18 protein-coding genes are annotated in these 20,204 nt (G+C 66.2%); 10 read left to right on the forward strand and 8 right to left on the reverse strand.

All coding sequences use genetic code 11. The features are described from left to right. The first annotated feature begins 193 nt into the window (after window positions 1-193). Entirely contained in the window at window positions 194-1,126 is a 933-nt protein-coding gene (locus tag PV772_RS19480) for a cytochrome b/b6 domain-containing protein (protein ID WP_141181947.1), read from the forward strand. Window positions 1,127-1,142: 16 nt separating this feature from the next. Here the strand turns inward: PV772_RS19480 and PV772_RS19485 are convergent, their stop codons facing one another. From PV772_RS19485 to PV772_RS19495, 3 genes are all read right to left on the reverse strand, one after another. Then, window positions 1,143-2,570 carry a deoxyribodipyrimidine photo-lyase gene (locus PV772_RS19485; protein ID WP_347887258.1) on the reverse strand — a complete coding sequence of 476 codons (1,428 nt, stop codon included), beginning with the start codon at window positions 2,568-2,570 and terminating at the stop codon, window positions 1,143-1,145. Window positions 2,571-2,659: 89 nt separating this feature from the next. Continuing rightward, a complete protein-coding gene (locus PV772_RS19490) occupies window positions 2,660-3,448 on the reverse strand; it encodes a PspA/IM30 family protein (RefSeq protein ID WP_141159938.1) in 789 nt (262 codons plus the stop codon). Between the two features lie 107 nt (window positions 3,449-3,555). Next, on the reverse strand, window positions 3,556-5,613 hold the full coding sequence (locus tag PV772_RS19495; RefSeq protein ID WP_347887259.1) for a TPM domain-containing protein: 2,058 nt from the start codon (window positions 5,611-5,613) through the stop codon (window positions 3,556-3,558). Window positions 5,614-5,884: 271 nt separating this feature from the next. Between PV772_RS19495 and PV772_RS19500 the strand changes: the two genes are divergently transcribed. The 4 genes from PV772_RS19500 (at window position 5,885) to PV772_RS19515 (ending at window position 10,320) form a co-directional block, all read left to right on the forward strand. Continuing rightward, window positions 5,885-7,546 carry a trypsin-like peptidase domain-containing protein gene (locus PV772_RS19500; protein WP_347887260.1) on the forward strand — a complete coding sequence of 554 codons (1,662 nt, stop codon included), beginning with the start codon at window positions 5,885-5,887 and terminating at the stop codon, window positions 7,544-7,546. 237 nt (window positions 7,547-7,783) lie between these two features. Continuing rightward, the gene (locus PV772_RS19505; RefSeq protein WP_307357395.1) at window positions 7,784-8,575 is read left to right on the forward strand and encodes an electron transfer flavoprotein subunit beta/FixA family protein; all 792 of its coding nucleotides are present in this window, start codon (window positions 7,784-7,786) and stop codon (window positions 8,573-8,575) included. 13 nt (window positions 8,576-8,588) lie between these two features. Beyond that, window positions 8,589-9,536, forward strand: coding sequence for an electron transfer flavoprotein subunit alpha/FixB family protein (locus PV772_RS19510; RefSeq protein WP_141159942.1), 948 nt, complete (start codon window positions 8,589-8,591; stop codon window positions 9,534-9,536). A gap of 4 nt (window positions 9,537-9,540) precedes the next feature. Next, window positions 9,541-10,320 (forward strand): PIG-L deacetylase family protein, encoded by a 780-nt coding sequence (locus PV772_RS19515; protein ID WP_347887261.1) that lies wholly within the window; start codon window positions 9,541-9,543, stop codon window positions 10,318-10,320. A 66-nt stretch (window positions 10,321-10,386) separates the two neighbouring features. On the opposite strand, the gene PV772_RS19520 is transcribed toward PV772_RS19515, so the two are convergent. The 4 genes from PV772_RS19520 to PV772_RS19535 all read right to left on the reverse strand — a co-directional run bounded on the left by PV772_RS19520 (window position 10,387) and on the right by PV772_RS19535 (window position 13,515). Continuing rightward, complete coding sequence (locus tag PV772_RS19520; protein ID WP_347887262.1) at window positions 10,387-11,247, reverse strand: anti-sigma factor; 861 nt, start codon at window positions 11,245-11,247, stop codon at window positions 10,387-10,389. Window positions 11,248-11,257: 10 nt separating this feature from the next. Next, window positions 11,258-11,866, reverse strand: a complete 609-nt coding sequence (locus PV772_RS19525; RefSeq protein ID WP_347887263.1) for a sigma-70 family RNA polymerase sigma factor — start codon at window positions 11,864-11,866, stop codon at window positions 11,258-11,260. Window positions 11,867-12,082: 216 nt separating this feature from the next. Then, window positions 12,083-12,550 carry a tRNA (cytidine(34)-2'-O)-methyltransferase gene (locus PV772_RS19530; protein ID WP_347887264.1) on the reverse strand — a complete coding sequence of 156 codons (468 nt, stop codon included), beginning with the start codon at window positions 12,548-12,550 and terminating at the stop codon, window positions 12,083-12,085. Between the two features lie 23 nt (window positions 12,551-12,573). Further along, on the reverse strand, window positions 12,574-13,515 hold the full coding sequence (locus tag PV772_RS19535; protein WP_347887265.1) for a J domain-containing protein: 942 nt from the start codon (window positions 13,513-13,515) through the stop codon (window positions 12,574-12,576). A gap of 200 nt (window positions 13,516-13,715) precedes the next feature. On the opposite strand from PV772_RS19535, the gene PV772_RS19540 reads away from it, so the two are divergent. After that, window positions 13,716-14,405 carry a hypothetical protein gene (locus PV772_RS19540; protein ID WP_347887266.1) on the forward strand — a complete coding sequence of 230 codons (690 nt, stop codon included), beginning with the start codon at window positions 13,716-13,718 and terminating at the stop codon, window positions 14,403-14,405. Between the two features lie 104 nt (window positions 14,406-14,509). On the opposite strand, the gene PV772_RS19545 is transcribed toward PV772_RS19540, so the two are convergent. Further along, window positions 14,510-14,932 (reverse strand): hypothetical protein, encoded by a 423-nt coding sequence (locus tag PV772_RS19545; RefSeq protein ID WP_347887267.1) that lies wholly within the window; start codon window positions 14,930-14,932, stop codon window positions 14,510-14,512. An 88-nt stretch (window positions 14,933-15,020) separates the two neighbouring features. Between PV772_RS19545 and PV772_RS19550 the strand changes: the two genes are divergently transcribed. The 4 genes from PV772_RS19550 (at window position 15,021) to PV772_RS19565 (ending at window position 20,112) form a co-directional block, all read left to right on the forward strand. After that, the gene (locus PV772_RS19550; RefSeq protein ID WP_141159949.1) at window positions 15,021-15,680 is read left to right on the forward strand and encodes a helix-turn-helix domain-containing protein; all 660 of its coding nucleotides are present in this window, start codon (window positions 15,021-15,023) and stop codon (window positions 15,678-15,680) included. Window positions 15,681-15,725: 45 nt separating this feature from the next. Then, window positions 15,726-16,955 (forward strand): cysteine desulfurase family protein, encoded by a 1,230-nt coding sequence (locus PV772_RS19555; protein ID WP_347887268.1) that lies wholly within the window; start codon window positions 15,726-15,728, stop codon window positions 16,953-16,955. A gap of 131 nt (window positions 16,956-17,086) precedes the next feature. Beyond that, window positions 17,087-18,220 carry a tRNA 2-thiouridine(34) synthase MnmA gene (gene mnmA / locus PV772_RS19560; protein ID WP_347887269.1) on the forward strand — a complete coding sequence of 378 codons (1,134 nt, stop codon included), beginning with the start codon at window positions 17,087-17,089 and terminating at the stop codon, window positions 18,218-18,220. 251 nt (window positions 18,221-18,471) lie between these two features. After that, window positions 18,472-20,112 (forward strand): ABC transporter substrate-binding protein, encoded by a 1,641-nt coding sequence (locus tag PV772_RS19565; protein ID WP_141181936.1) that lies wholly within the window; start codon window positions 18,472-18,474, stop codon window positions 20,110-20,112. Window positions 20,113-20,204: the final 92 nt, after the last annotated feature.

The following is a 20,204-nucleotide window of genomic DNA, read 5'->3' on the forward strand; positions in this document are numbered from 1 at the left end:
ACTTCTTCGAGAACCGCAGCTAAGCCCTTAGAGTTGACCTCGTACATTTACGAGTCCAACTTTCGGGGACCAGTTCATTATGCCGGCCGGGGCCTTTCCTTTTCCTTGGAAGCGGCCAGTTCCTAGTATTCTCTTTCGAAGGGTCCGCGATCTGCGGGCAGCCCCCAGTCATTCCTGAGAGGTATGTTGTTCGATGGCCACACCCACCAAGAAGCCCGGCTCCGCGACGGGTAAGCGGTCCCGGCTTTACTGGATGGTTCCCGCCGTCCTTGTGGCACTGGTCCTGGTGGTCCTGGTCGCCAGGCTGATCGTGGGGCTGCCGGCCGTGGCATCCTTCCTCGCAGACTATCCGGGCCAGTCCCAGCTGCCGGACAACGCGCCCGTGGGCTTCCCGGCATGGCTGGCGTGGCAGCACTTCCTTAACGCGTTCTTCCTGCTCCTGATCATCCGTACCGGGTGGCAGGTGCGGACCACCACGCGCCCCAGCGGTCACTGGACCCGGAACAACAAGGGCCTGATCCGTACCAGGAACGCTCCTACCAAGATCAGCCTCGAGCTCTGGTTTCACCTGACCCTGGATGCGCTCTGGATCCTTAATGGGCTCGTGTTCGCGGTCCTGCTCTTCGCCAGCGGCCAGTGGATGCGCATAGTCCCCACCAGCTGGGATGTCTTCCCTAATGCCGTGTCCGCCGCGCTGCAGTACGCGTCGCTGGACTGGCCCACCGAGGACGGGTGGATCAACTACAACGCGCTGCAGCTCCTTACGTACTTCGCCACCGTCTTCATCGCCGCGCCACTGGCGTTCATCACCGGGCTGCGGATGTCGTCGGCGTGGCCCAAGAAGGCGCCGGCCCTGAACAAGGCCTACCCGATCGAGTGGGCCCGCGCGGTCCATTTCCCGGTGATGGTCTACTTTGTGGCGTTCATCGTGGTCCACGTCTTCCTGGTGCTTGCCACGGGTGCGCTGCGGAACCTGAACCACATGTACGGGGGGAGCGACGACGACGGCTGGTTCGGGTTCTGGGTCTTTGCCGCGTCCGTGGCGGTCATGGTGGCAGCCTGGTTCCTGGCCCGGCCGATCTTCCTGCGGCCCATCGCCTCCCTGATGGGCAAAGTCAGCCGCTGACGCGGATCCGGCGCGGTCAGGCGTTCTTGATCGTCTGGTAGGCGTCCAGGGCCCGCTCCCGGGATTCCGGCAGGTCCACGAGCGGCTGGGGGTAGCCGTCGGTGTCCGCTGCCCATGGTTCGTGGATTTCCTTGCCTTTGAGTTCCCGGAGTTCGGGGATGAAGGCCCGCAGGTAGCGGCCGTCGGCGTCGAACTTCTTGCTTTGGGTCACCGGGTTGAAGATCCGGTAGTACGGTGAGGCGTCCGCGCCCGAGCCCGCCACCCACTGCCAGTTGGCGGGGTTGTTCGCAGCGTCGGAGTCAACCAGGGTGTCCCAGAACCATTCCTCCCCGATCCTCCAGTCGGTCAGCAGGTTCTTGACCAGGAATGAAGCGGCGGCCATCCTCACCCGGTTGTGCATCCAACCTGTCTGCCAGAGTTGCCGCATGCCGGCGTCCACCAGGGGGTAGCCGGTGTTTCCCTGCTGCCACGCGGTGAGCTCCTGACGGTTGGGGGAGGCCCACGGGAAGTTGTCGAAGGCGGGCCGGAAGTTCCGGGTGGCCAGGTCGGGGTTGTGGTACAGCAGGTGCCAGTTGAACTCCCGCCAGCCCAGTTCGGCCCGGTAGGTACCTACGTCCGAGGGCACCTTGCGTGGATGACGGCGCCGGATCTCCCGCCACACGCGGAACGGGCTCACCTCACCGAAGCGCAGATGCGGTGACAGCCGGCTGGTGCCCTCGGTTCCAGGCAGGTTCCGGCCTGTGCCGTATTCCTCGATGGGACCGTCAAGGAAGTCCTCAAGCCGGTCCAGGGCCCCTTTTTCGCCGGGTATCCACGTGGCGGCAAGTCCGGCGCTCCAATCGGGTTTGGATGGCAGGAGCTCCCAACTGCTGAGAGTCTCGCTGCCCGGCAGGCCTTTCCCGGCAGGCGCAGGACCAGGCAACCCGTCCGGTGCCTCGTGGGGGTCACGGATGTCCTGGGATGCCAGGCACGCCCGCCAGAAGGGCGAATAGACCTTGTAGGGCCCACCCGCCCCTGTCTTCACCGTCCAGGGCTCGAAGAGGAGGTTCGCCTGGTAACTGGCGGCCTCAATCCCGTTCCCGGCCGCCCAGTCCTTGAGCCCGGCGTCGACAGTGCGTTCGGGTTGCCCGTAGCGGCGGTTCCAGAAGATGTGGCTTGCCTGCGTCCGGACGGCAAGGTCCTTGATGACGTCCCCGGCCGGACCACGCCGGAGGACCAGCCGGGATCCCTTGCTTTCAAGATCTGCGGCCAGTGCGGCCAAGGAGTGGTGCAGCCACCAGCGCGCAGCCCCGCCAAGGGGCCGCACGCCGTCGGATTCCTCGTCCAGGATGTAGGCCACCGTCAGTGGTGCGCCCCGGCGGGCGGCCTCTGCCATTGCAGGGTTGTCGTCCAGTCGCAGGTCATCGCGCAGCCAGACCAGGGATGTGCCATCGGAAGAAGTCATGGCACCACGCTACACACAGCGGACGCAGCAATGGCCGGGACCCCGGTCCCGGCCATTGCCGTCATTCCGCCGAAGCCCTGCTCCGGACTTCAGAGTTTGTCGAAGTCGGCTTCGTCGACGGTGGATCCGGTCGATGCGGGGCTCGCGGCGCCAAGAGCCGGCTTGGAGTTTCCGGCCTTGAGGGCCGCCAGCCGGGCTTCGATTTCCGTCTGCTCGCCCAGGTCCTCGAGTTGGTTGAACTGGGCGTCCAAACTGGAGGCTGCAAGCTCCTGCTGTCCGCGGACCTTGGCTTCTTCGCGGCGGATCTTTTCCTCGAAGCGGCCAACCTCGCTGGTGGGGTCCATGATGTCGATGCTCTTGATGGCGTCATGGACCTGGGACTGCGCCGCTGCAGTCTTGGACCTGGCAACGAGCTCGTTGCGCTTGCTGGTCAGCTGGTTGAGCTTGTTCTTCATCTGCTCAAGGCCGGTCTTCAGCTTGTCCACCACTTCACGCTGGGAGGCAATGCTGGGCTCGGCACCCTTGGCTTCGCTTTCGGCCGCCATCTGGCGCTGCAGCGCAACCTTGGCCAGGTTGTCGAACTTCTCGGCGTCGGCTACGTCGCCGGCCGCACGGAATTCGTCTGCCTTGCGCGAGGCGGCAAGTGCCTTGTTTCCCCAATCGTGGGCGTTCTTGACGTCCTCGTTGTAGTCGTCTTCCAGCATCCGGAGGTTGCCGATGGTCTGCGCCACGGCCGACTCGGCTTCCGCGATGTTGTTGGTGTAGTCGCGGACCATCTGGTCCAGCATCTTCTGCGGGTCTTCGGCGTTGTCCAGCAAGGAGTTGATGTTCGCCTTTGCCAGCTGCGCGATCCGGCCGAAAATGGACTGTTTAACCATGGTGTTTGCCTTTCGTCCTGCTCTGTGTTGACCACTGGAACCGGTGCACAGTGGTGTCCTGCGTCTGTCCGCCAGCCGGGATCTTCCGGCGTGTCCGGCGGAAGTCTCTAGAAACTGCCGGAGTCGCCGCCGCCGAAATCGCCGCCGCCGAATCCACCTGAGTCCCCGCCCCAGCCGCCACCGCCGCCGCCGTCACCCCAGCTGCCGCCACCGCCGCCGCCCCAGCCTCCGTGGCCCCCGTTGAGGATGGAATTGATCAGGATGCCGCCCAGGATGGCGCCGCCCAGTCCGCCGCCGCCTCCGCCGCCGAACATGCCGCCGCGGCCGAAGCCCTGGTTGGCGTACCCGTCGAAGTGGTCCACATCGGCCTGCGCCAGTTGCGCGGCCTGCGCTGCCAGGGCATGTGCCTGCTGTGCGTAGGTGAGCGCCGTCACCGGATCGGTGCGGGAGATGGACAGCGCGTAGTCGAGGTTCCGCTGGGACTCAGCCAGCCGGGTGCGTGCCTCGGTGCCCACGCCGCCGCGCCGGGCAGTGATGTAGTCGGAGGTGGCGCTGATCTGGGCCTGTGCCGACATGATGGTCTGCTGCAGGGATGCCTGCGCACGCCGGGCCTGTTCCTGCTGGTCACGGATTCCGGTAAGGGCCTGGTCCAAGGATTGGTGGGCGGTTTCAACCCGCTGCAGGGTGGCAATGGGGTCGATCCGTCCGCCCTGGATTTCGGACTTCACCTGCGCCAGGGCGGCCTCCACCGCGGCTACCGGACCAGCCAGCTCAGGATGGGCGCCGGACTGGATAATGGCCTTTGCCTGGGCCAGGTCCTGGGATGTGTCCACGACGGCCGCTTCGATTCCGTTCCGTGCTTTATCAAGGTTGGCGGCCACTTTCGCGATCGCTTCCACCAGGACGTTGGTTTGGTGCAGGCTTTCCTCGGCCGCGCGGACGGCCACGGCGGCCAGGCTTCCTTCACCCTCACTGAGCTTCTGCTGGGCGGTTTCGGAAGCGTTCTGCACGAAGGCCAGCCGTTCCTTGGCCTGCACGATGTTGTCCGAGACCTGGGCCAGCGCGCTGTCCGCGTACTTGGCCCGCATTTCCTGCAGGGAGTTTTCGGCGCTGGAGATCCTGCCGTCGGCCTCGCGGGCCCCGGCGTTGACGGCTGCCAGGGCTTGGGGTGCGTTCTTCTCCAGCTCGCGCAGGGAATCGAAATCGGCCTTCTGCTCCTGGAGGGATTCGAGGGCGGCCTCGGAGCGGCGGATGATCTCGCCCAGCCAGGTCCGTTGCTGTTCCTCCGTATCCGGAATGTGGTCGTCGAGCTGCTGCTGCAGCTTGAAGGATTCCGTCATGTGGGCTTTAGCTTCGTCCAGGGCCTTGGTGAAGTTTCCGACGGCGGAATCCCCGTACTGCGCCTGCGCGAAGCCGAGTTCCTGCTCGCTGGATTTGATGGCGTCATCCGCTTCGATCAGCAGGGAACCGCTCTTGCGGCGCAATTCCTCGACGCTGAGCGATGCCAGCGGGTCCAGCTCGGCGCCCTGCGGGCCGTAGCTTCCGCTGGATGCCGCCTGCCCTGCAGCCTTCTTCCGGCGGTTGCGGTAAAACAGGTAGGCGCCGCCACCGGCGACCACCACGCCTGCCCCCACCAGGATGCCGGCGCCGGCACCGCCACCCGATGAGACACTGCCGCTTCCGCCGCCGGCGGCATCGCCTACAGCGGCAGCGGTGTCAATGGCCGCCTGGGCGTAGTCCTTCTTGCCGCCGGCGAGGTTGGCTACCACCGCATTCTGGGTGATGTTGCTGCGCTTGGAGTAGATGGCGCTGGCCGAGTTGGGGGAGAAGTAGTACTTGCCCTGGTCGGTAGCGATGGCGAGGATGACGTCCGCCTTGCCCATGCCCTTGGAGGTGGCCACGGCCTGGCTCCAGGCGGTGGGATCAGAAGGGTTCTCGAACGACTTCACGGTGACAACGTAAAGGTTGTACTTGTGGTCCTTCAGCAGCTTCTGGATGGCATCCTGGACCTCACCCTTCCGGTTGCCCAGAACGTTGGCATTGTCAACGATGTTGGTTCCGGGGGGAATGGTTACCGGGTCTTCGGCCCAGGCAGCACCGGCGGGGACCGCAAGCAGCCCGGCAAGGCCGATCACGGCGAGGATACGTTTGAACTTTGACCGCATGTGCAACCCTTCAGCACGCCTGACACCGATTCGGGACGAATCAGTCGTCGAATCCAGCAGCGCCCCCACGCTTGGTGTGAAGCCGCAGGTCGCTGTGGCAATTCATCTTGATTCTATGGTGCACCCCACAGCCAGTCCATGCGGCCGAATATGCCGCCAGCGAAACGGTGCGCGGGTCCGCTTGGCGCTCAGGAAGCTTTCAGCAAACATCCGAGCTTGTTCCAGCGGGACGGGTCATAGTTAATGGCAGACGAGGATGAAAGGAAGTCCCATGACTGAGAATCAAACCCCAGGACCGGTCCCGGAGGACAACCAGGGGAGCAGCCGGAGCCCTTGGCAGCAGCAGGTCCCGCAGCAGCCCGGAAACCGCCCGGCCAGCACGCAGCATGGGAGCACTGGCGCTGCCGGCGAGGGCCAGGACCGCGGATACGGCGCCGGTGACCAGCGGTACGGCCAGGGCGGCCCAAACAGCGCCGCACCCCAGGACAGCGCCGCGCCGCAGAACAACACGGAACGGCTGGACCGGCCGGAAGCTAACGGCAACCATACCCAGGAACTCCCGGGAGCCCCGCGGCCCGTCTACCCGCAGCGGCAGCCTTTCTACGGCCAGTCCGGACAGTACGGCCAGCAGCAGCACCAGTACGGCCAGCCCATGCACGGCACGGGCCATGGTGCGCCCAACGGCAGCGTAGGCCTGGCTCCCAACCCCCAGGATGCGCCGCGCCGCAAGGCCAGCTTTGGCGTAGGAACCCTCGTGGCAAGCATCCTCGCAGCAGGCCTCGTGGGTGGCGGCGTGGCAACGGTGGGCTCCGGTGAACTGTTCGGACACACTGGCTCCAGCGCCTCAACCGTGGGCAGCAGCAACCAGCCCGGCACGGTCATCGTCAACAACAAGGACGACGTGAACGCTATTACGGCAGCTGCGGTGAAGGCCTCACCGAGCGTCGTCACCATCAGCGCCACGAGCGGCGGCTCAGGGGGTACCGGTTCGGGCATCGTCCTGGACGACCAGGGGCACATCCTGACCAACACGCACGTAGTGACCCTCGACGGCCAGACCGCGAACGCCACCCTGGAAATCCGCACCAGCGATGGGAAGGTCCTGCCCGCGAAGCTGGTGGGCACCGACCCGCTGTCCGACCTCGCCGTGATAAAGGTGGATGACACGTCAGGCCTCACTCCTGCCACACTGGGGGACTCCTCCAAGCTCAACGTGGGTGATACGGCCATCGCCATCGGTTCCCCGCTCGGCCTGACGGGTACGGTCACGGACGGCATCGTCTCCACCCTGAACCGCACCATCAGCGTCGCTTCGTCGGCTGCCCCGCAGGGCGGCGACAACAGCCAGGGCGGTGACCAGGGCTTCCAGTTCGCCCCTCCGGGCGGCGGCCAGAGCCAGCAAAGCGCCGGCCAGGGATCCATCGCCATCAACGTGATCCAGACTGATGCGGCCATCAACCCCGGGAACTCCGGCGGCGCCCTGGTAAACAGCAAGGGCGAGATCATTGGCGTCAACGTGGCCATCGCCTCCGCAGGGTCCGGCACATCAACGTCCCAAAGCGGCAATATTGGCGTCGGGTTCAGCATCCCCATCAACAACGCCAAGCGGGTGGCCCAGGAGATCATTGACACGGGCAAGGCCTCCCACGGCCAGCTGGGTGTCAGCGTCAAGCCCAAGACATCCTCCGGCGCAAACTCCGAGTTCTCGGTGGGGGCCGATGTCGCCACCGTGGACGCCAACTCACCGGCCGGGAAGGCCGGCATCAAGGCGGGTGACGTGATCACCAAGTTCAACGACCTCACCATCGGCGAACCCAACCAGTTGACCGCGGCCGTCCGCGAACAGCCGGCGGGATCCAAGGTGAAGATCACCGTGCAGCGCGGCGGCAGCGAGCAGACTTTCGATGTCACGCTGGGTGCGGCCGCCAGCTGAGGCAGGACACCACCAACGCAAGCCATGACGACGGCGGCGTCCCCACCAAAGGGGGCGCCGCCGTCGTTCTGCTGCCCCGGCAAAATGCCTGACACAGGCGTTAATGGAAGGGGGCGCGGGACGCCGCCGATATGGTTAGCTAGGGTTTACCCGCCTGCCGGGCATATCGCGGCCACGTCCCACCCGGCTGGCTGTCCACAAGCATGGAAGGCTGCTGCAGAAACAGTGGAAGAGACATTGAAGATCGTAGTCCTGGTCAAACATGTACCGGACGCCCAGTTCGACCGCCACCTCAACGGGGAGGGGTACACCGCGGACCGCGACGAAAGCATTCTTTCCGAGCTTGACGAGTACGCGCTTGAGGCCGCACTCCAGCTCGCCGAAGCAAGGGGCGGAAGCAAGGCGGGCAACCAGGTCATCGCCCTCAGCATGGGCCCTGCCGGAGCTGTCAACGCGGTCAAGAAGTCCCTGCAGATGGGTGCCACCGAGGGCGTGCACCTCACGGACGACGCCCTGGCCGGCTCGGATGCCGCAGCCACCTCGCTTGCGCTCGCCGCCGCCGTCCGCCACCTGGGCGGGGTGGACCTGGTCCTCACCGGCATGGCCTCCACCGACGGAGAGACCTCCCTGGTGCCGGCACAGCTGGCCGAGCGGCTGGGGCTTCCCCAGGTGACCTTCGCTTCCACGCTCGAGGTCGACGGCGGCCGGCTGGTTGCCCGCCGCGATGCAGACACCACGTCCGAAACGGTAGAGGCGCCGCTGCCCGCCGTCGTCTCCGTCACGGACCAGATCAACGAACCCCGGTACCCCAACTTCAAGGGCATCATCGCCGCCAAGCGCAAGAGCATCACCACGCTCTCCCTCGCAGACATCGGTGTGGACCCCGCCCAGGTTGGCTTTGCAGGGTCCTGGACCACCGTCACCAGCGCCGAAGAGCGGCCGCCGAGGACAGCCGGCACCATCATCACCGACGAGGGCGACGCCGGCATCAAGCTGGTTGACTTCCTGGCCGCCCAGAAGCTGCTCTAAGAGGGACACCGACATGGCAAATGTACTTGTATTCATCGACAACCCCGGCGCCTCGCTCAAGAAGAGCAGCCTCGAACTGCTGACCCTGGCCCGTTCCCTGGGCGAGAGCACCGTGGCACTCAACGGAGACCTGTCCGACGCCGCCGCCGCCACATTCGGCGAGTACGGGGTGGGGGCCATCCTGCGCCCGGCAACGGACAACCTGGATGACTTCCTGGTGGCGCCCAAAGCCGCCTACCTGGCCGCCGCTGCCGAAAGCACCGGCGCCGGCATTGTGCTCCTGGACAACTCACCGGAAGGCAAGGAAATTGCGGCACGGCTGGGCATCCGACTGAACGCCGGCGTCATCACCGACGTCGTCGCCGTGGATCCGGACGGCACCGCACACAAGTCCGTCCTGGCCGGCTCCTACACGACCGCCTGCAGGGCCACGACGCCCGTTTCCGTGCTGACCCTCAAGGCCAACAACGTGGTACCGGAACCCGCCCCCGCACCCACCACGCCCGAAACGGTATCCGTGGAGGTACCGGCGGTAGCCGCCGCCGCCCGCATCACTGCCCGCGAGCAGAAGGTGGCCAGCGGCCGCCCGGACCTCACCGATGCCCGCATCGTGGTGGCCGGCGGACGCGGCATGGACGGCGACTTCGGTCCGGTCGAGGAACTGGCTGATGCCTTGGGAGCTGCGGTGGGTGCATCGCGTGCGGCCACGGACGCCGGCTGGATCAGCCACGACGCCCAGGTGGGACAGACCGGCAAGACGGTTTCTCCGCAGCTGTACATCTCGGCAGGCATCTCCGGTGCCATCCAGCAGAAGGCCGGCATGCAGACCTCCAAGGTCATCGTTGCCATCAACAAGGACGCCGAGTCCCCGGTCTTCGAGATCGCCGATTTCGGGATCATAGGCGACGTGTTCGATGTCCTCCCGCAGGCCGCCGCCGAGATCAAGAAGCGAAAAGGCTGAATCGTTGACAGCCTCCCACGATCAGGCGCAGAGCCCGTTCAACCCGGACATCCACCGGGTTGGGCGGGTGCTCTGTTTCGCGGCCCATCCTGACGACATCGACTTCGGCGCTGCGGGTACTGTCGCCGCGTGGACCGCTGCCGGCGTACAGGTGAGCTACTGCATCATGACCGACGGCGACGCCGGCGGCTTTGATCCGGCCCACCGCGCGGACATTATCGCCATGCGCGACGCGGAGCAGCGGCGGGCCGCGGAGCTGGTAGGCGTCACCGACATCCACTACCTCCACCAGCGTGACGGGTACCTCGAACCGTCGCACGAGGTGATGAAAGGGGTAGTGCGGCTGATCCGCGAAATCCGTCCCGACGTCGTCCTTGCCATGCACCCGGAACGGAACTGGGAGCGGATCCAAAAAAGCCATCCCGACCACCTGGCCGTGGGGGAGGCGGTAACCCGCGCGGTGTACCCGGCCCTCGAGAATCCCTTTGCCTACCCTGAACTGGCAGAAGCAGGCCTGGAAGCGTACAAGCTGCCATGGCTCTGGCTCTACGCCGGCCCCGGGGAACGGGAGAACCACTTCGTCGACGTCACCGACCAAGTGGACGCGAAGCTGGCCGCCATCCATGTCCATGTCAGCCAGCATCCGGACGTGGCGGCCATGGAGGCCACCGTCCGCCGGGGCATGCGCCTGAACGCCGTGAGGGCAGGCTTCCCCGAGGGGCGCAGCGCGGAGGCGTTCCACGTGGTGGCAATCAACGGACCCGGTACCATCGCCGGATTCTGAAGCACGCAAAAAGTGCCCCGCTCCTTTGGTGCAAAGGAGCGGGGCACGGTGCGTTGATAAAGGGTGCTATGCGCCCAGCGGAGCCGCTGCGACCGTCGGCAGGGTGGGGGCCTTGGAGCCACCCGCGGGCTCGACGGTGATGCCCAGCGATGCCGCGGAGTGGATGCCCTGGACTACGGCAGGCTTGGACAGGGCCTGCTCATCCATCAACCCCTGCGAGACCGGCGCGGAGCCGTCCTTGGGGATCAGCCACATCTGGTAGACCTTGCCGGCCGGGGGAGCGGGCACGCCGCTCATCTTGACCACGGCTGCGTCCTCGGACGCTGAGATCAGCAGGGTGGCCTTGCCCCCGCCTGCCACATTTACGGACGCTTCGCGGAGGTCGTTGGCCCTTGCCACCTGGTTGACGGGATCGTTCTGGTCAGCCAGGTATGAGCCCACACCCACACCGCCCAAGGCAATCGCTGCTGCCGCCGCCACGCCGATCAGCCAGCGCCGCGTGCCGGACGGGCCCCGCCGTTCCTCGCGGCGCTTGCGGGCCTGCGCCAGTTCGTCGAGTGGCCGCTGCTGCGGAGCAGGGGCCGCGCCTGCGGCCGGCGCCGGCGCGTCTCCGCCGGAGAGTCCGTCCTGGTCCGGCGATTGGGCGGGAAGCTGGGCGATGATCCGCTGGAAGAGGTCCGACGGCGGTTCCTCCTCCGCACGGAAAGTGCGGACCAGTGCCTCCCGGGACTGCCGGACGCGCTCAAGGAAGGCCCGGCGCTCGGTCTCCGGGGCGGTGGCGATGTAGCTGTCAATGGCCTCGCGTTCCTGCTCCGTCACCGCATCGAGGGCGTAGAGCTCAGCGAGGTCCACGGCATGCCCGGACGCAAGGTCCATGGCCACGGTGTCCCCGAAGGCCCGCGAACGGCCATCACGGTTTTCATCCATTCCACTCAACTCAACTCACCCCCAGACAGGTCTTCAAACGGATCAGTCCATCGCGGATGCGGGACTTAATGGTGGGAACTGCGGCATTGAGCCGTTCGGCGACTTCCCGGTAGGTCAGGCCGCCGTAGTAGGCCAGGCGCACGGACTCCTGCTGTGTTTCGGTCAGCGTTCCCAGGCAGCGGACCACGGCTTCGGCCTCCAGCCGGCTGCCCACTTCGTCGGACACGGTGTCGTGGTCGATTTCCTGCGTGCTGGCACCGTACCTGGCTTCCCTGTCCGTGGCGGACTGCGACGACCGGACCTTGTCCACGGCCCGGCGATGGGCGATGGTCATCAGCCAGGACAGGGGGCTTCCCGCCTGTGGATCAAACTTTGCTGCGTTCTGCCAGACCTGCAGGAAGACTTCCTGCGTGGTGTCTTCACTGAGCTCGGGATCGATCAGGACGCGGCGGGCCATGCCGAAGACCCTGCGGGACGTGAGTTGGTAGAACTCGGCGAACGCCGCCTGGTCTCCGCGGGCAATGCCTGCCAGAAGGGCAGAGAGGCGTTGGCTGAGGTCTGCAGGTGGGTCAGTCACCGCGGCGGAGCCTTCTGAGTTCGGCGCGTTGGGAGTTTCCATTACGTCCAAGCATAAGTCCCGGGGCGGCGTATCCTCAGCAGTGCCGTGCCGGATGCGGTGGTCCGGCCTGGAAGCTGCCTTCAGTAGAGTCACCTGCCGCTCCTTGGTCCGCTCGAATGTCTTCAAAAGTCATTCGGCGCCGCGGACAGGCCGGATGGGCAGGCCGGAAAGTTTTTCATTCCAGCCCGGCCGGGGGACTCCGGCCCAAATGGAATTCTAGGTTTTTGCGCCGGCGAAGCCCTGCTGGCGCCAGGCCTCGTACACCGCAATCGAGGCGGCATTGGCAAGGTTCAGGGAACGCAGGGCCGGCAGCATGGGCAGGCGCACCGTGGCAGACACGTGCGGATCCGATTTCAGCTCCGCCGGCAGGCCCACCGATTCGCGCCCGAACATGAGGACATCACCCGGACGGTAGGCGACCTCCGTGTAGCTGGTGGTGCCGTCCGACGTGAACGCGTAGACGTGTTCGGGCTGCAGGTGCTCCCACGCGTCCTCGATGCTCTTGTGGACGGTGACAACGGCGAGGTCGTGGTAGTCGAGGCCGGCCCGGCGCAGCTTGGCGTCGGAAAAGTCAAAGCCCAAGGGTTCCACCAAGTGAAGTTCGGCGCCGGTGATGGCGGCAAGGCGGATGGCGTTGCCGGTATTGCCGGGGATTTCTGGTTCATGGAAAAGGATGCGGAACACCTCCCCATCCTAGCCACCCGGCCTCAGTGCATGCCGCGCAGCAGCCTGGCCAGGACCGGGATGTTCACGGTATTGGGGGCCGGCCCGGACGCCAGGAATTCCTTCAGCCCGCGCACCATGCCCGCCGCGTTGACGATCTGGACGGTTTCCAGCGCTCCAGCGGGGCGGCGGTGGTGGTCGATCACCGGTTCGTGGAGGTTGCCGTCGGGGCTGTGCACTACCGTCCAGCCAGTGACGTTGAGCTCGGGAAAAATGTCCTGCATGGCCCAGACCACCCGGGCCAGCTGCGGGGGTGCCACCGCCCGGCCACCGTGGTTGAGGGTCCGGCCGTCCCAGGCGTAGGCGCCCTTGGGCAGGAGCATCGAGTTGACCAGGGCCAGCCGGTAGCCGGAAAGGATGGCGTGGTCGATATGGCTGTTGTCCGCCGGTGACTGCAGCCCGTTGATCAGCCGTGCCGCAGGGATGGCCGGAAGCACCTGCCGGGTCAGCAGCTGGACGGTGCGCATTTCCCGCTGGATACGGGCCTCCGCGCCGAAGATTCCCCGCTTCCGCGGCATCCCGTGCACTTGCTGCCGGGCCTGCGCCAGGGGGATAAGGGGAACGTCGGTTCCTTCGTAGGGCGGAACGTAGACGGGCGCGTCCCCTGCCGTGTTCCGGCCGTTGTCGGGCCTGCGGACCGTGGCGGACGCCCGGCTGCCGGCGGCCGGCGCGTCAAAGTGGGCGCCGGCGTCGGACGCACCGTCACGCGCCGTGCCCGCGCCATAGGAACGGTCGTAGGCCTTCCTCCGCTGCGGGTCGATCAGGGTCTCATAGGCGGCGGTTACCCGGCGGAAGGTTGCGGCATCACCGCCGTGGTCCGGGTGCGCCGTCCTGGCCGCGCGCCGGTAGGCCACCTTGATTTCTTTCTCGGTGGCGGTGACGGCCACCCGAAGGACCTGGTAATGGGAGCTGCTGCTCTCGGTCAAGCAATCTTCCTTCTCTTGGTGCCCGGCTTTCCGATTCCCGGCCGGAAAGCGGAGTGCCCGCCCAGTCTAGCCAGCGTGGACGGTGCCTGCGGTGACAACGAACAGGCCGGGCCTGCCGGTTCCCGGGAGGCCGGAGTCTAGACTCGTGCCTGCGTGGTGCGGACACGGGCCGGAGGGGATGTAACGGAATGGAGATGGACATGCCGACGACGGCGGAGCGGGCCGGCAGGGGACGGCGCGGGGGAGTGCCTCTTGCCATTGGCTGCGTGGGAGCCTTGCTTCTGGGCGGGTGCAGCGTGGACGTCCGGGATCCCTCGGCCACCCCGGCGCCGGCCAGTACCCCGGTCCTGGCCACTCCAACCATCACTCCGGGCCATGATGCCGCCGCGGTGGCAGCGCGTGACATGCCTTTCGCTGCCGGCGGCGACCTGGCTCCCGGGACGGCCGTGGGGATTTCCGATGACCTCAAGGGCGCACCAGGGTGGCGGATGGTGAAGGACAACGTGGCTGGCGGCAGCGAATACGCGAAGGCCGATGGCTGCGTGGTTGCCACCCGGACCAGCACCGGCCAGGCCCCGCTGGTCCGTGGAGATGACAGGGAATCCACCGTTGCCCTGTTCCAGTACCTGGATGCGGCCATCCAGCCTTCTTACCTCAAGACGGCAACCTTGAAGTGGGGCGGCACGCCCGAAGCTCCAGGCCGGAACGTGGAAGTACTGGCGCTGGAGCAGGCCGTTCCCGGCGGACGTTCCACGGAGGTGCTGGCACGGCTTTTTGGTACTGCCGGTTCGTCGGCCTACCTCTCCGTATCCTGTCCGGACGCGGCAACCCTGGATGCTGCCCGCCAGGACGTCGTCCGCTACCTGCCGTTGGTGCCTCCGGCCCCGTGAGTAACGACAGGTCCTGAAACAGGAAACCGCCGGCGGCTGGAGGGCTCAGCTGCCGGCGGATCCATGGGGCTGCGGTGTCCGCTCGCCTGGCAATGCTGCCGGAATCACGCAGCGGTCCGGGCTGCCCCCACTGACAGCCGGTTCAGGGCCAGGGCGCCGACCAGCAAGCCGAAATCACGCAGGGCAACGTCGTAGAAACTTCCCAGCAGGAGCAGGTTGACGATGATCCCTGCCAACCACGCGGCCACGATCACCGAGCCGTACTTGGGGCGCACCGCCACTGCCACGCCTGCGATGACTTCCACCACTCCCACGATGTACATGAAGGTCTGCGGCTGCAGCGGGACGATGGCCGTGGCCTGGGGTGCCAGGTACATGGTCCAGTGCGTGAGGATGTTGGTGAACTTGTCCAGGCCGAAAAGGATCGGTGCCACGGTGAACACGGTTCGCAGCAGCAGGAACGCCTGCCGAGCCGGCGGCACTGTCGATGGCGCATGCTGGGCCCTCATTGCGGATGCTGATTTCATGATGCTCTCCTTCTAAAAGTAGGTATGTTAATTTTAGAAACTCAACGGTCTATAATCAAGAGATCTTGACTTTGGAATTGGAGACACCATGTACCGACTTCCTTGGGCGGACCGGGTCGCGGCAGTTGCATCGCTGACGGATGCCAAGAGGCTGCAGCTTTTCGAACTGGTCGCCGCATCTGCCCGTCCCGTGGGGCGCGACGAAGTGGCTGAAGCCGCAGGACTGGCGCGCAGCACCGTTTCCTTCCATCTGGACAGGCTGGTCCAGGACGGCCTGTTGGCCGTGGAATTCCACAAGCCTGCGGGCAGGACGGGACCGGGGTCGGGACGCCCCGCCAAGATGTACCGGCCGGTTGGAAGTGAGGTGGGAGCCTCCGTGCCGGACCGGAACTACGACCTTGCCGGGGAGCTGATGGCTGCGGCAATCGAGGACACCCAGTCACAAGGTCTGGCGGTGGGGGAGGCGTTACGCGCCGTCGCATTCCGGAAAGGCCGGGAACTGGCGGCAGGTTCCGCAGGCTTGGAGGAGTTCCTGGCGGAAGCGGGCTACCAACCAGAGCCGGACGGGGAGGGGGGATACCTGCTGCCCAACTGCCCCTTCCACCGGCTGTCGCGGGCCCATGCGGCAGTGGTATGCGACATGAACGGTGCTTTCCTGCGCGGCGCAGCGGTGGGCTGCGGCGCTCCCGAGGAGCGTGTTGTCCCTGTGCCGGGCCACTGCTGCGCGCGGGTTACCGGCGGCAGCTGACCGCCACGCCGGAGGAACACCGGCCTGCCGCGATAGAATTTGAGAATGCCCGCCTACCTCGACCATGCCGCCACGACGCCCCTTTCGGGGGCCGCGCTCGCCGCCTTGACGCGTGAGCTGGCGCGGACCGGCAATCCTTCGTCGTTGCACGGATCCGGACGCCGGGCGCGCCGTGCCGTCGAGGACGCACGGGAGGCCATTGCCGCGGCGGCAGGGGCCCATCCCTCAGAGGTCATCTTCACATCCGGAGGCACCGAGGCGGACAACCTCGCCGTGAAGGGCATGTACTGGTCCCGGGTGGCAGAAGACCCGAAGCGCCGGCGCATCCTCTGCTCCGCCGTCGAACACCATGCAGTGCTGGACACCGTTGAATGGCTGGAACGCCACGAAGGCGCCGACGTGGTGTGGCTGCCCGTGGACGGAGAGGGAGTGGTGGACCTCGAGGTCCTCGAAGCCGAGCTGTCCCGCGATCCCGGCACCGTGGCGCTGGTGACCGTCATGTGGGCCAACAACGAGGTGGGCACCGTCCAGCCGATCGGGCGCATCGTGGAACTGGCGCACGCTGTGGGCGTGCCGGTTCACTCCGATGCGGTCCAGGCGTTCGGCTCGGTGCCGGTGCACTTCAAGGATTCGGGACTCGACGCCATGTCGATATCCGGACATAAGATCGGCGGTCCGGTGGGGGTTGGCGCGCTGTTGCTGGGGCGGGCCGTCAAACTGACACCGGTGCAGCATGGCGGCGGCCAGGAGCGGGATGTCCGCTCCGGCACGCTCGACACCGCTTCCATTGCCGCTTTTGCTGCCGCTGCGGAGTCCGTTGCAGCTTCGTTGCCCGCTGAAGCGGCGCGGATCGCTGCCCTGCGTGACCGGCTGATCGACGGTGTCCGCGAGCGGGTCCCGGAGGCGGTTCTTCGCGGGGCCCCCGGCGACCACCGGCTTCCGGGCAATGCGCACTTCACCTTCCCGGGCTGCGAAGGGGACTCGCTGCTGTTCCTCCTCGACCTGGCCGGCATCGAATCGTCCACGGGTTCGGCCTGCACGGCCGGGGTGCCCCGCCCCTCGCATGTGCTGCTGGCCATGGGCCTGGACGAGGAGACGGCCCGCGGTGCCCAGCGGTTCAGCCTCGGGCACGCCTCCACGCAGGCCGACGTCGACGCCCTCCTCGCAGCGCTCCCGGACGCGTACGCACGGGCACGCCAGGCCGGGATGGCCGGGCACGAATCCTCGATCCAGACCGCAGGGACGCAGGCGCGGCAGGCCCTTCGCGGCGCCTGATGGCCGTGGATGCGCACCCCGCCACCAGCTGATTTGCGTGCCGCCGTAGAATAGATAGGCGAAGATCGTTTCCGCCGCCGATGCGTCCAGCACGGCCCCGGACAGCAAGCATCCCCCGACAGAAAGCCAGCATGCGAGTACTAGCAGCCATGAGCGGCGGAGTGGACTCCGCTGTTGCCGCCGCCCGCGCAGTAGAGGCCGGGCACGACGTCGTCGGCGTCCACCTGGCCCTTTCGCGGATGCCTGGCACCCTGCGCACGGGCAGCCGCGGCTGCTGCACCATCGAGGACTCCAGGGATGCGTGGCGGGCCTGCGATGTGCTGGGCATTCCCTACTACGTGTGGGACTTCTCCGAGCGCTTCAAGGAAGACGTCGTCCAGGACTTCATTGACGAATACGCCGCCGGCCGGACCCCCAACCCCTGCATGCGCTGCAATGAACGGATTAAGTTCGCGGCCCTGCTGGAGAAGGCCATTGCCCTCGGGTTCGACGCCGTCTGCACCGGCCACTACGCCAAGGTGATCGAAGACGCCCACGGCAACCGGGAACTGCACCGCGCCGCGGACTGGGCCAAGGACCAGAGCTACGTCCTTGGGGTGCTGACACATGAACAGCTCAAGCACTCCATGTTCCCGCTGGCAGACACCCCGTCAAAGGCCGAGGTGCGGGCAGAGGCGGAGCGGCGGGGCCTCTCCGTGGCCAACAAGCCGGACAGCCACGATATCTGTTTCATTCCCGACGGCGACACCGCCGGCTGGCTTGCCGAAAAGATCGAGATGACCTCCGGCGACATCGTGGATGAGACCGGCGCCAAGGTCGGGGAGCACCCCGGGGCCAACGCCTTCACTGTCGGCCAGCGGCGCGGGCTCAAGCTCGGAACTCCGGCAGCTGACGGAAAGCCCCGCTTCGTCCTGGAAATCCGGCCCAAGGAAAACAAGGTGGTGGTGGGCCCGGAGGCCCTGCTGGCCATCGACGAGATCCGCGGCATCAAGGTCTCCTGGGCCGGCCTTCCCATCGACGAGGTAGAAACAGGGGCCGAATTCGATTGCTATGCGCAGGTCCGGGCGCACGGGGATCCCGTCCCGGCCACCGCCAGGATGGAGCCTGCCGCGTCCGGCGAAGCCGGCGCCCAGCTGGTGGTCCGGTTGGTGACCCCGCTGCGCGGCGTGGCGCCGGGCCAGACGGTAGTGCTGTACCAGGGCAGCCGCGTGCTGGGCCAGGCGACAATAGACGCCGCACGGTCGCTGCAGCGGGCAACGCTTTAGCCCAGGCCCCTAAAGCGCCACTCCGGCTTTCCCGGGGTGGCGCTTTGTCATGCCCGGGTACCCTCCTCCGCCGGGGGCTGCCGGACCCTGCCGGGTAACTTTTAAGAAAATATTGTGTTCGAACTCACAGAAACGGCAGTCCCGAGGGCTGACTCTCTGATTCAATCTAGGAATCAGCACTGCACGCCGGCGTCCGGGGCCATCAACCTGTGACCGCGGCGTGCGCGTACTCATCGGAAAGAAGTTCACAGATGATCAAGAGCACAACGGCCCTGCACCGCGCCATCGCGCTGGCAGGCATCTCCGCCCTGGCCCTGACAGCCTGCACCGGGCCATCGGGCGGCGGCGGCGGGGGGACGGCCAGCGGCGGCAGCGGCGGCGGTGCCATCACCTTCGGAACGACGGACAAGGTCGTCACCCTCGACCCCGCCGGTTCCTACGACGCAGGCTCCTTCCTGGTCATGAACCAGGTCTACCCGTTCCTGATGAACTCCAAGCCCGGTTCTGCCGAGGTCAGCCCGGACATCGCGGAGTCGGCGTCGTTCACGGCGCCCACCGAATTCACGGTGAAGCTCAAGCCCAACCTGAAGTTTGCCAACGGCCACGCGCTGACTGCCTCGGACGTGAAGTTCTCCTACGACCGGGTACTGAAGATCAACGATCCCAACGGGCCCGCGTCACTGCTCTCCAACCTCAAGTCCGTTGACGCCAAGGATGACACCACCGTGGTCTTCAACCTCAAGGCGGGCAACGACCAGGTGTTCCCGAGCGTCCTGGGCACGAACACCGGCCCCATCATCGATGAGGAAGTCTTCCCGGCCGACAAGGTGATGAGCGACGAAGACATCGTTGCTGCCAAGCCCTTCGCGGGACCCTACACCATCGATTCGTACAAGAAGAACGAACTTGTCAGCCTCAAGGCAAACGCGGATTACAGCGGGTTGCTGGGCAAGCCGGCCAATGACAGTGCCGTCATCAAGTACTACGCCGACTCCAACAACCTCAAACTGGATGTCCAGGGCGGAAACATCGACGTTGCCGGACGCAGCCTGACAGCGACGGACGCCGCGGACCTGGACAAGGATTCCAAGGTCAAGGTCTACAAGGGCCCGGGCGGCGAATTGCGCTACATCGTCTTCAACTTTGACACGATGCCCTTCGGAGCCAAGACTCCCGAAGCCAACCCTGCCAAGGCCCTCGCCGTACGCCAGGCCATGGCTGACATCGTGGACCGCCAGGCCATCTCCGACCAGGTCTACAAGGGCACCTACGTCCCGGCGTACTCCGTGGTCCCCGATGGTCTGCCTGGCGCAAGCCAGCCGATGAAGGACCTGTACGGCGACGGCAGCGGCAAGCCCAGCCTGGACAAGGCCAAGAAGGCCTTGTCCGATGCCGGCGTCACCGGCCCCGTGAACATCAAGCTCCAGTACAACCCGGACCATTACGGCAAGTCGTCCGGTGACGAGTACGCCATGGTCAAGGAACAGCTGGAGAAGTCGGGGCTGTTCACCGTTGACCTGCAGTCCACTGAGTGGGTTACGTACTCCAAGGCCCGGACCGCTGACGCCTACCCCGTGTACCAGCTGGGCTGGTTCCCGGACTACTCGGATGCTGACAACTACCTCACGCCGTTCTTCATCCCGGGCAACTTCCTGAAGAACCACTACGAGAACCCCACTGTCACGGACCTCGTGCAGAAGCAGCTCACCACGCCGGACAAGACTGAACGGCAGAAGCTGATCGGTGATGTCCAGACGGCGGTTGCCAAGGACCTCTCGACATTGCCGCTGCTCCAGGGCTCGCAGCTGCTGGTGGCAGGGAAGGACGTCAAGGGTGTTGAGAAGACGCTTGACCCGTCCTTCAAGACCCGCCTTGGCGTCCTGTCCAAGTAAGCACTCCACCCCCATCGGGCTCTGACGGCCCAAAGGCGGGACGCCGCAACGGCGTCCCGCCTTTCGCCCGTCACCAGCCAGCACCGAGGGGA

Origin of the sequence: Pseudarthrobacter sp. CC12 (assembly GCF_039907755.1) — a bacterium.
Taxonomy (GTDB): Bacteria; Actinomycetota; Actinomycetes; order Actinomycetales; family Micrococcaceae; genus Arthrobacter; species Arthrobacter niigatensis.

Bases quoted from the DNA above. Each gene is read 5' to 3' on its own strand.
- PV772_RS19495 (WP_347887259.1), bottom strand. From the start codon at position 5,613: ATGCGGTCAAAGTTCAAACGTATCCTCGCCGTGATCGGCCTTGCCGGG.
- PV772_RS19485 (WP_347887258.1), bottom strand. From the start codon at position 2,570: ATGACTTCTTCCGATGGCACATCCCTGGTCTGGCTGCGCGATGACCTG.
- PV772_RS19480 (WP_141181947.1), top strand. From the start codon at position 194: ATGGCCACACCCACCAAGAAGCCCGGCTCCGCGACGGGTAAGCGGTCC.
- PV772_RS19500 (WP_347887260.1), top strand. From the start codon at position 5,885: ATGACTGAGAATCAAACCCCAGGACCGGTCCCGGAGGACAACCAGGGG.
- PV772_RS19555 (WP_347887268.1), top strand. From the start codon at position 15,726: ATGCCCGCCTACCTCGACCATGCCGCCACGACGCCCCTTTCGGGGGCC.
- PV772_RS19490 (WP_141159938.1), bottom strand. From the start codon at position 3,448: ATGGTTAAACAGTCCATTTTCGGCCGGATCGCGCAGCTGGCAAAGGCG.
- PV772_RS19545 (WP_347887267.1), bottom strand. From the start codon at position 14,932: ATGAAATCAGCATCCGCAATGAGGGCCCAGCATGCGCCATCGACAGTG.
- PV772_RS19520 (WP_347887262.1), bottom strand. From the start codon at position 11,247: ATGGATGAAAACCGTGATGGCCGTTCGCGGGCCTTCGGGGACACCGTG.
- PV772_RS19540 (WP_347887266.1), top strand. From the start codon at position 13,716: ATGCCGACGACGGCGGAGCGGGCCGGCAGGGGACGGCGCGGGGGAGTG.
- PV772_RS19525 (WP_347887263.1), bottom strand. From the start codon at position 11,866: ATGGAAACTCCCAACGCGCCGAACTCAGAAGGCTCCGCCGCGGTGACT.
- mnmA (WP_347887269.1), top strand. From the start codon at position 17,087: ATGCGAGTACTAGCAGCCATGAGCGGCGGAGTGGACTCCGCTGTTGCC.
- PV772_RS19565 (WP_141181936.1), top strand. From the start codon at position 18,472: ATGATCAAGAGCACAACGGCCCTGCACCGCGCCATCGCGCTGGCAGGC.
- PV772_RS19550 (WP_141159949.1), top strand. From the start codon at position 15,021: ATGTACCGACTTCCTTGGGCGGACCGGGTCGCGGCAGTTGCATCGCTG.
- PV772_RS19510 (WP_141159942.1), top strand. From the start codon at position 8,589: ATGGCAAATGTACTTGTATTCATCGACAACCCCGGCGCCTCGCTCAAG.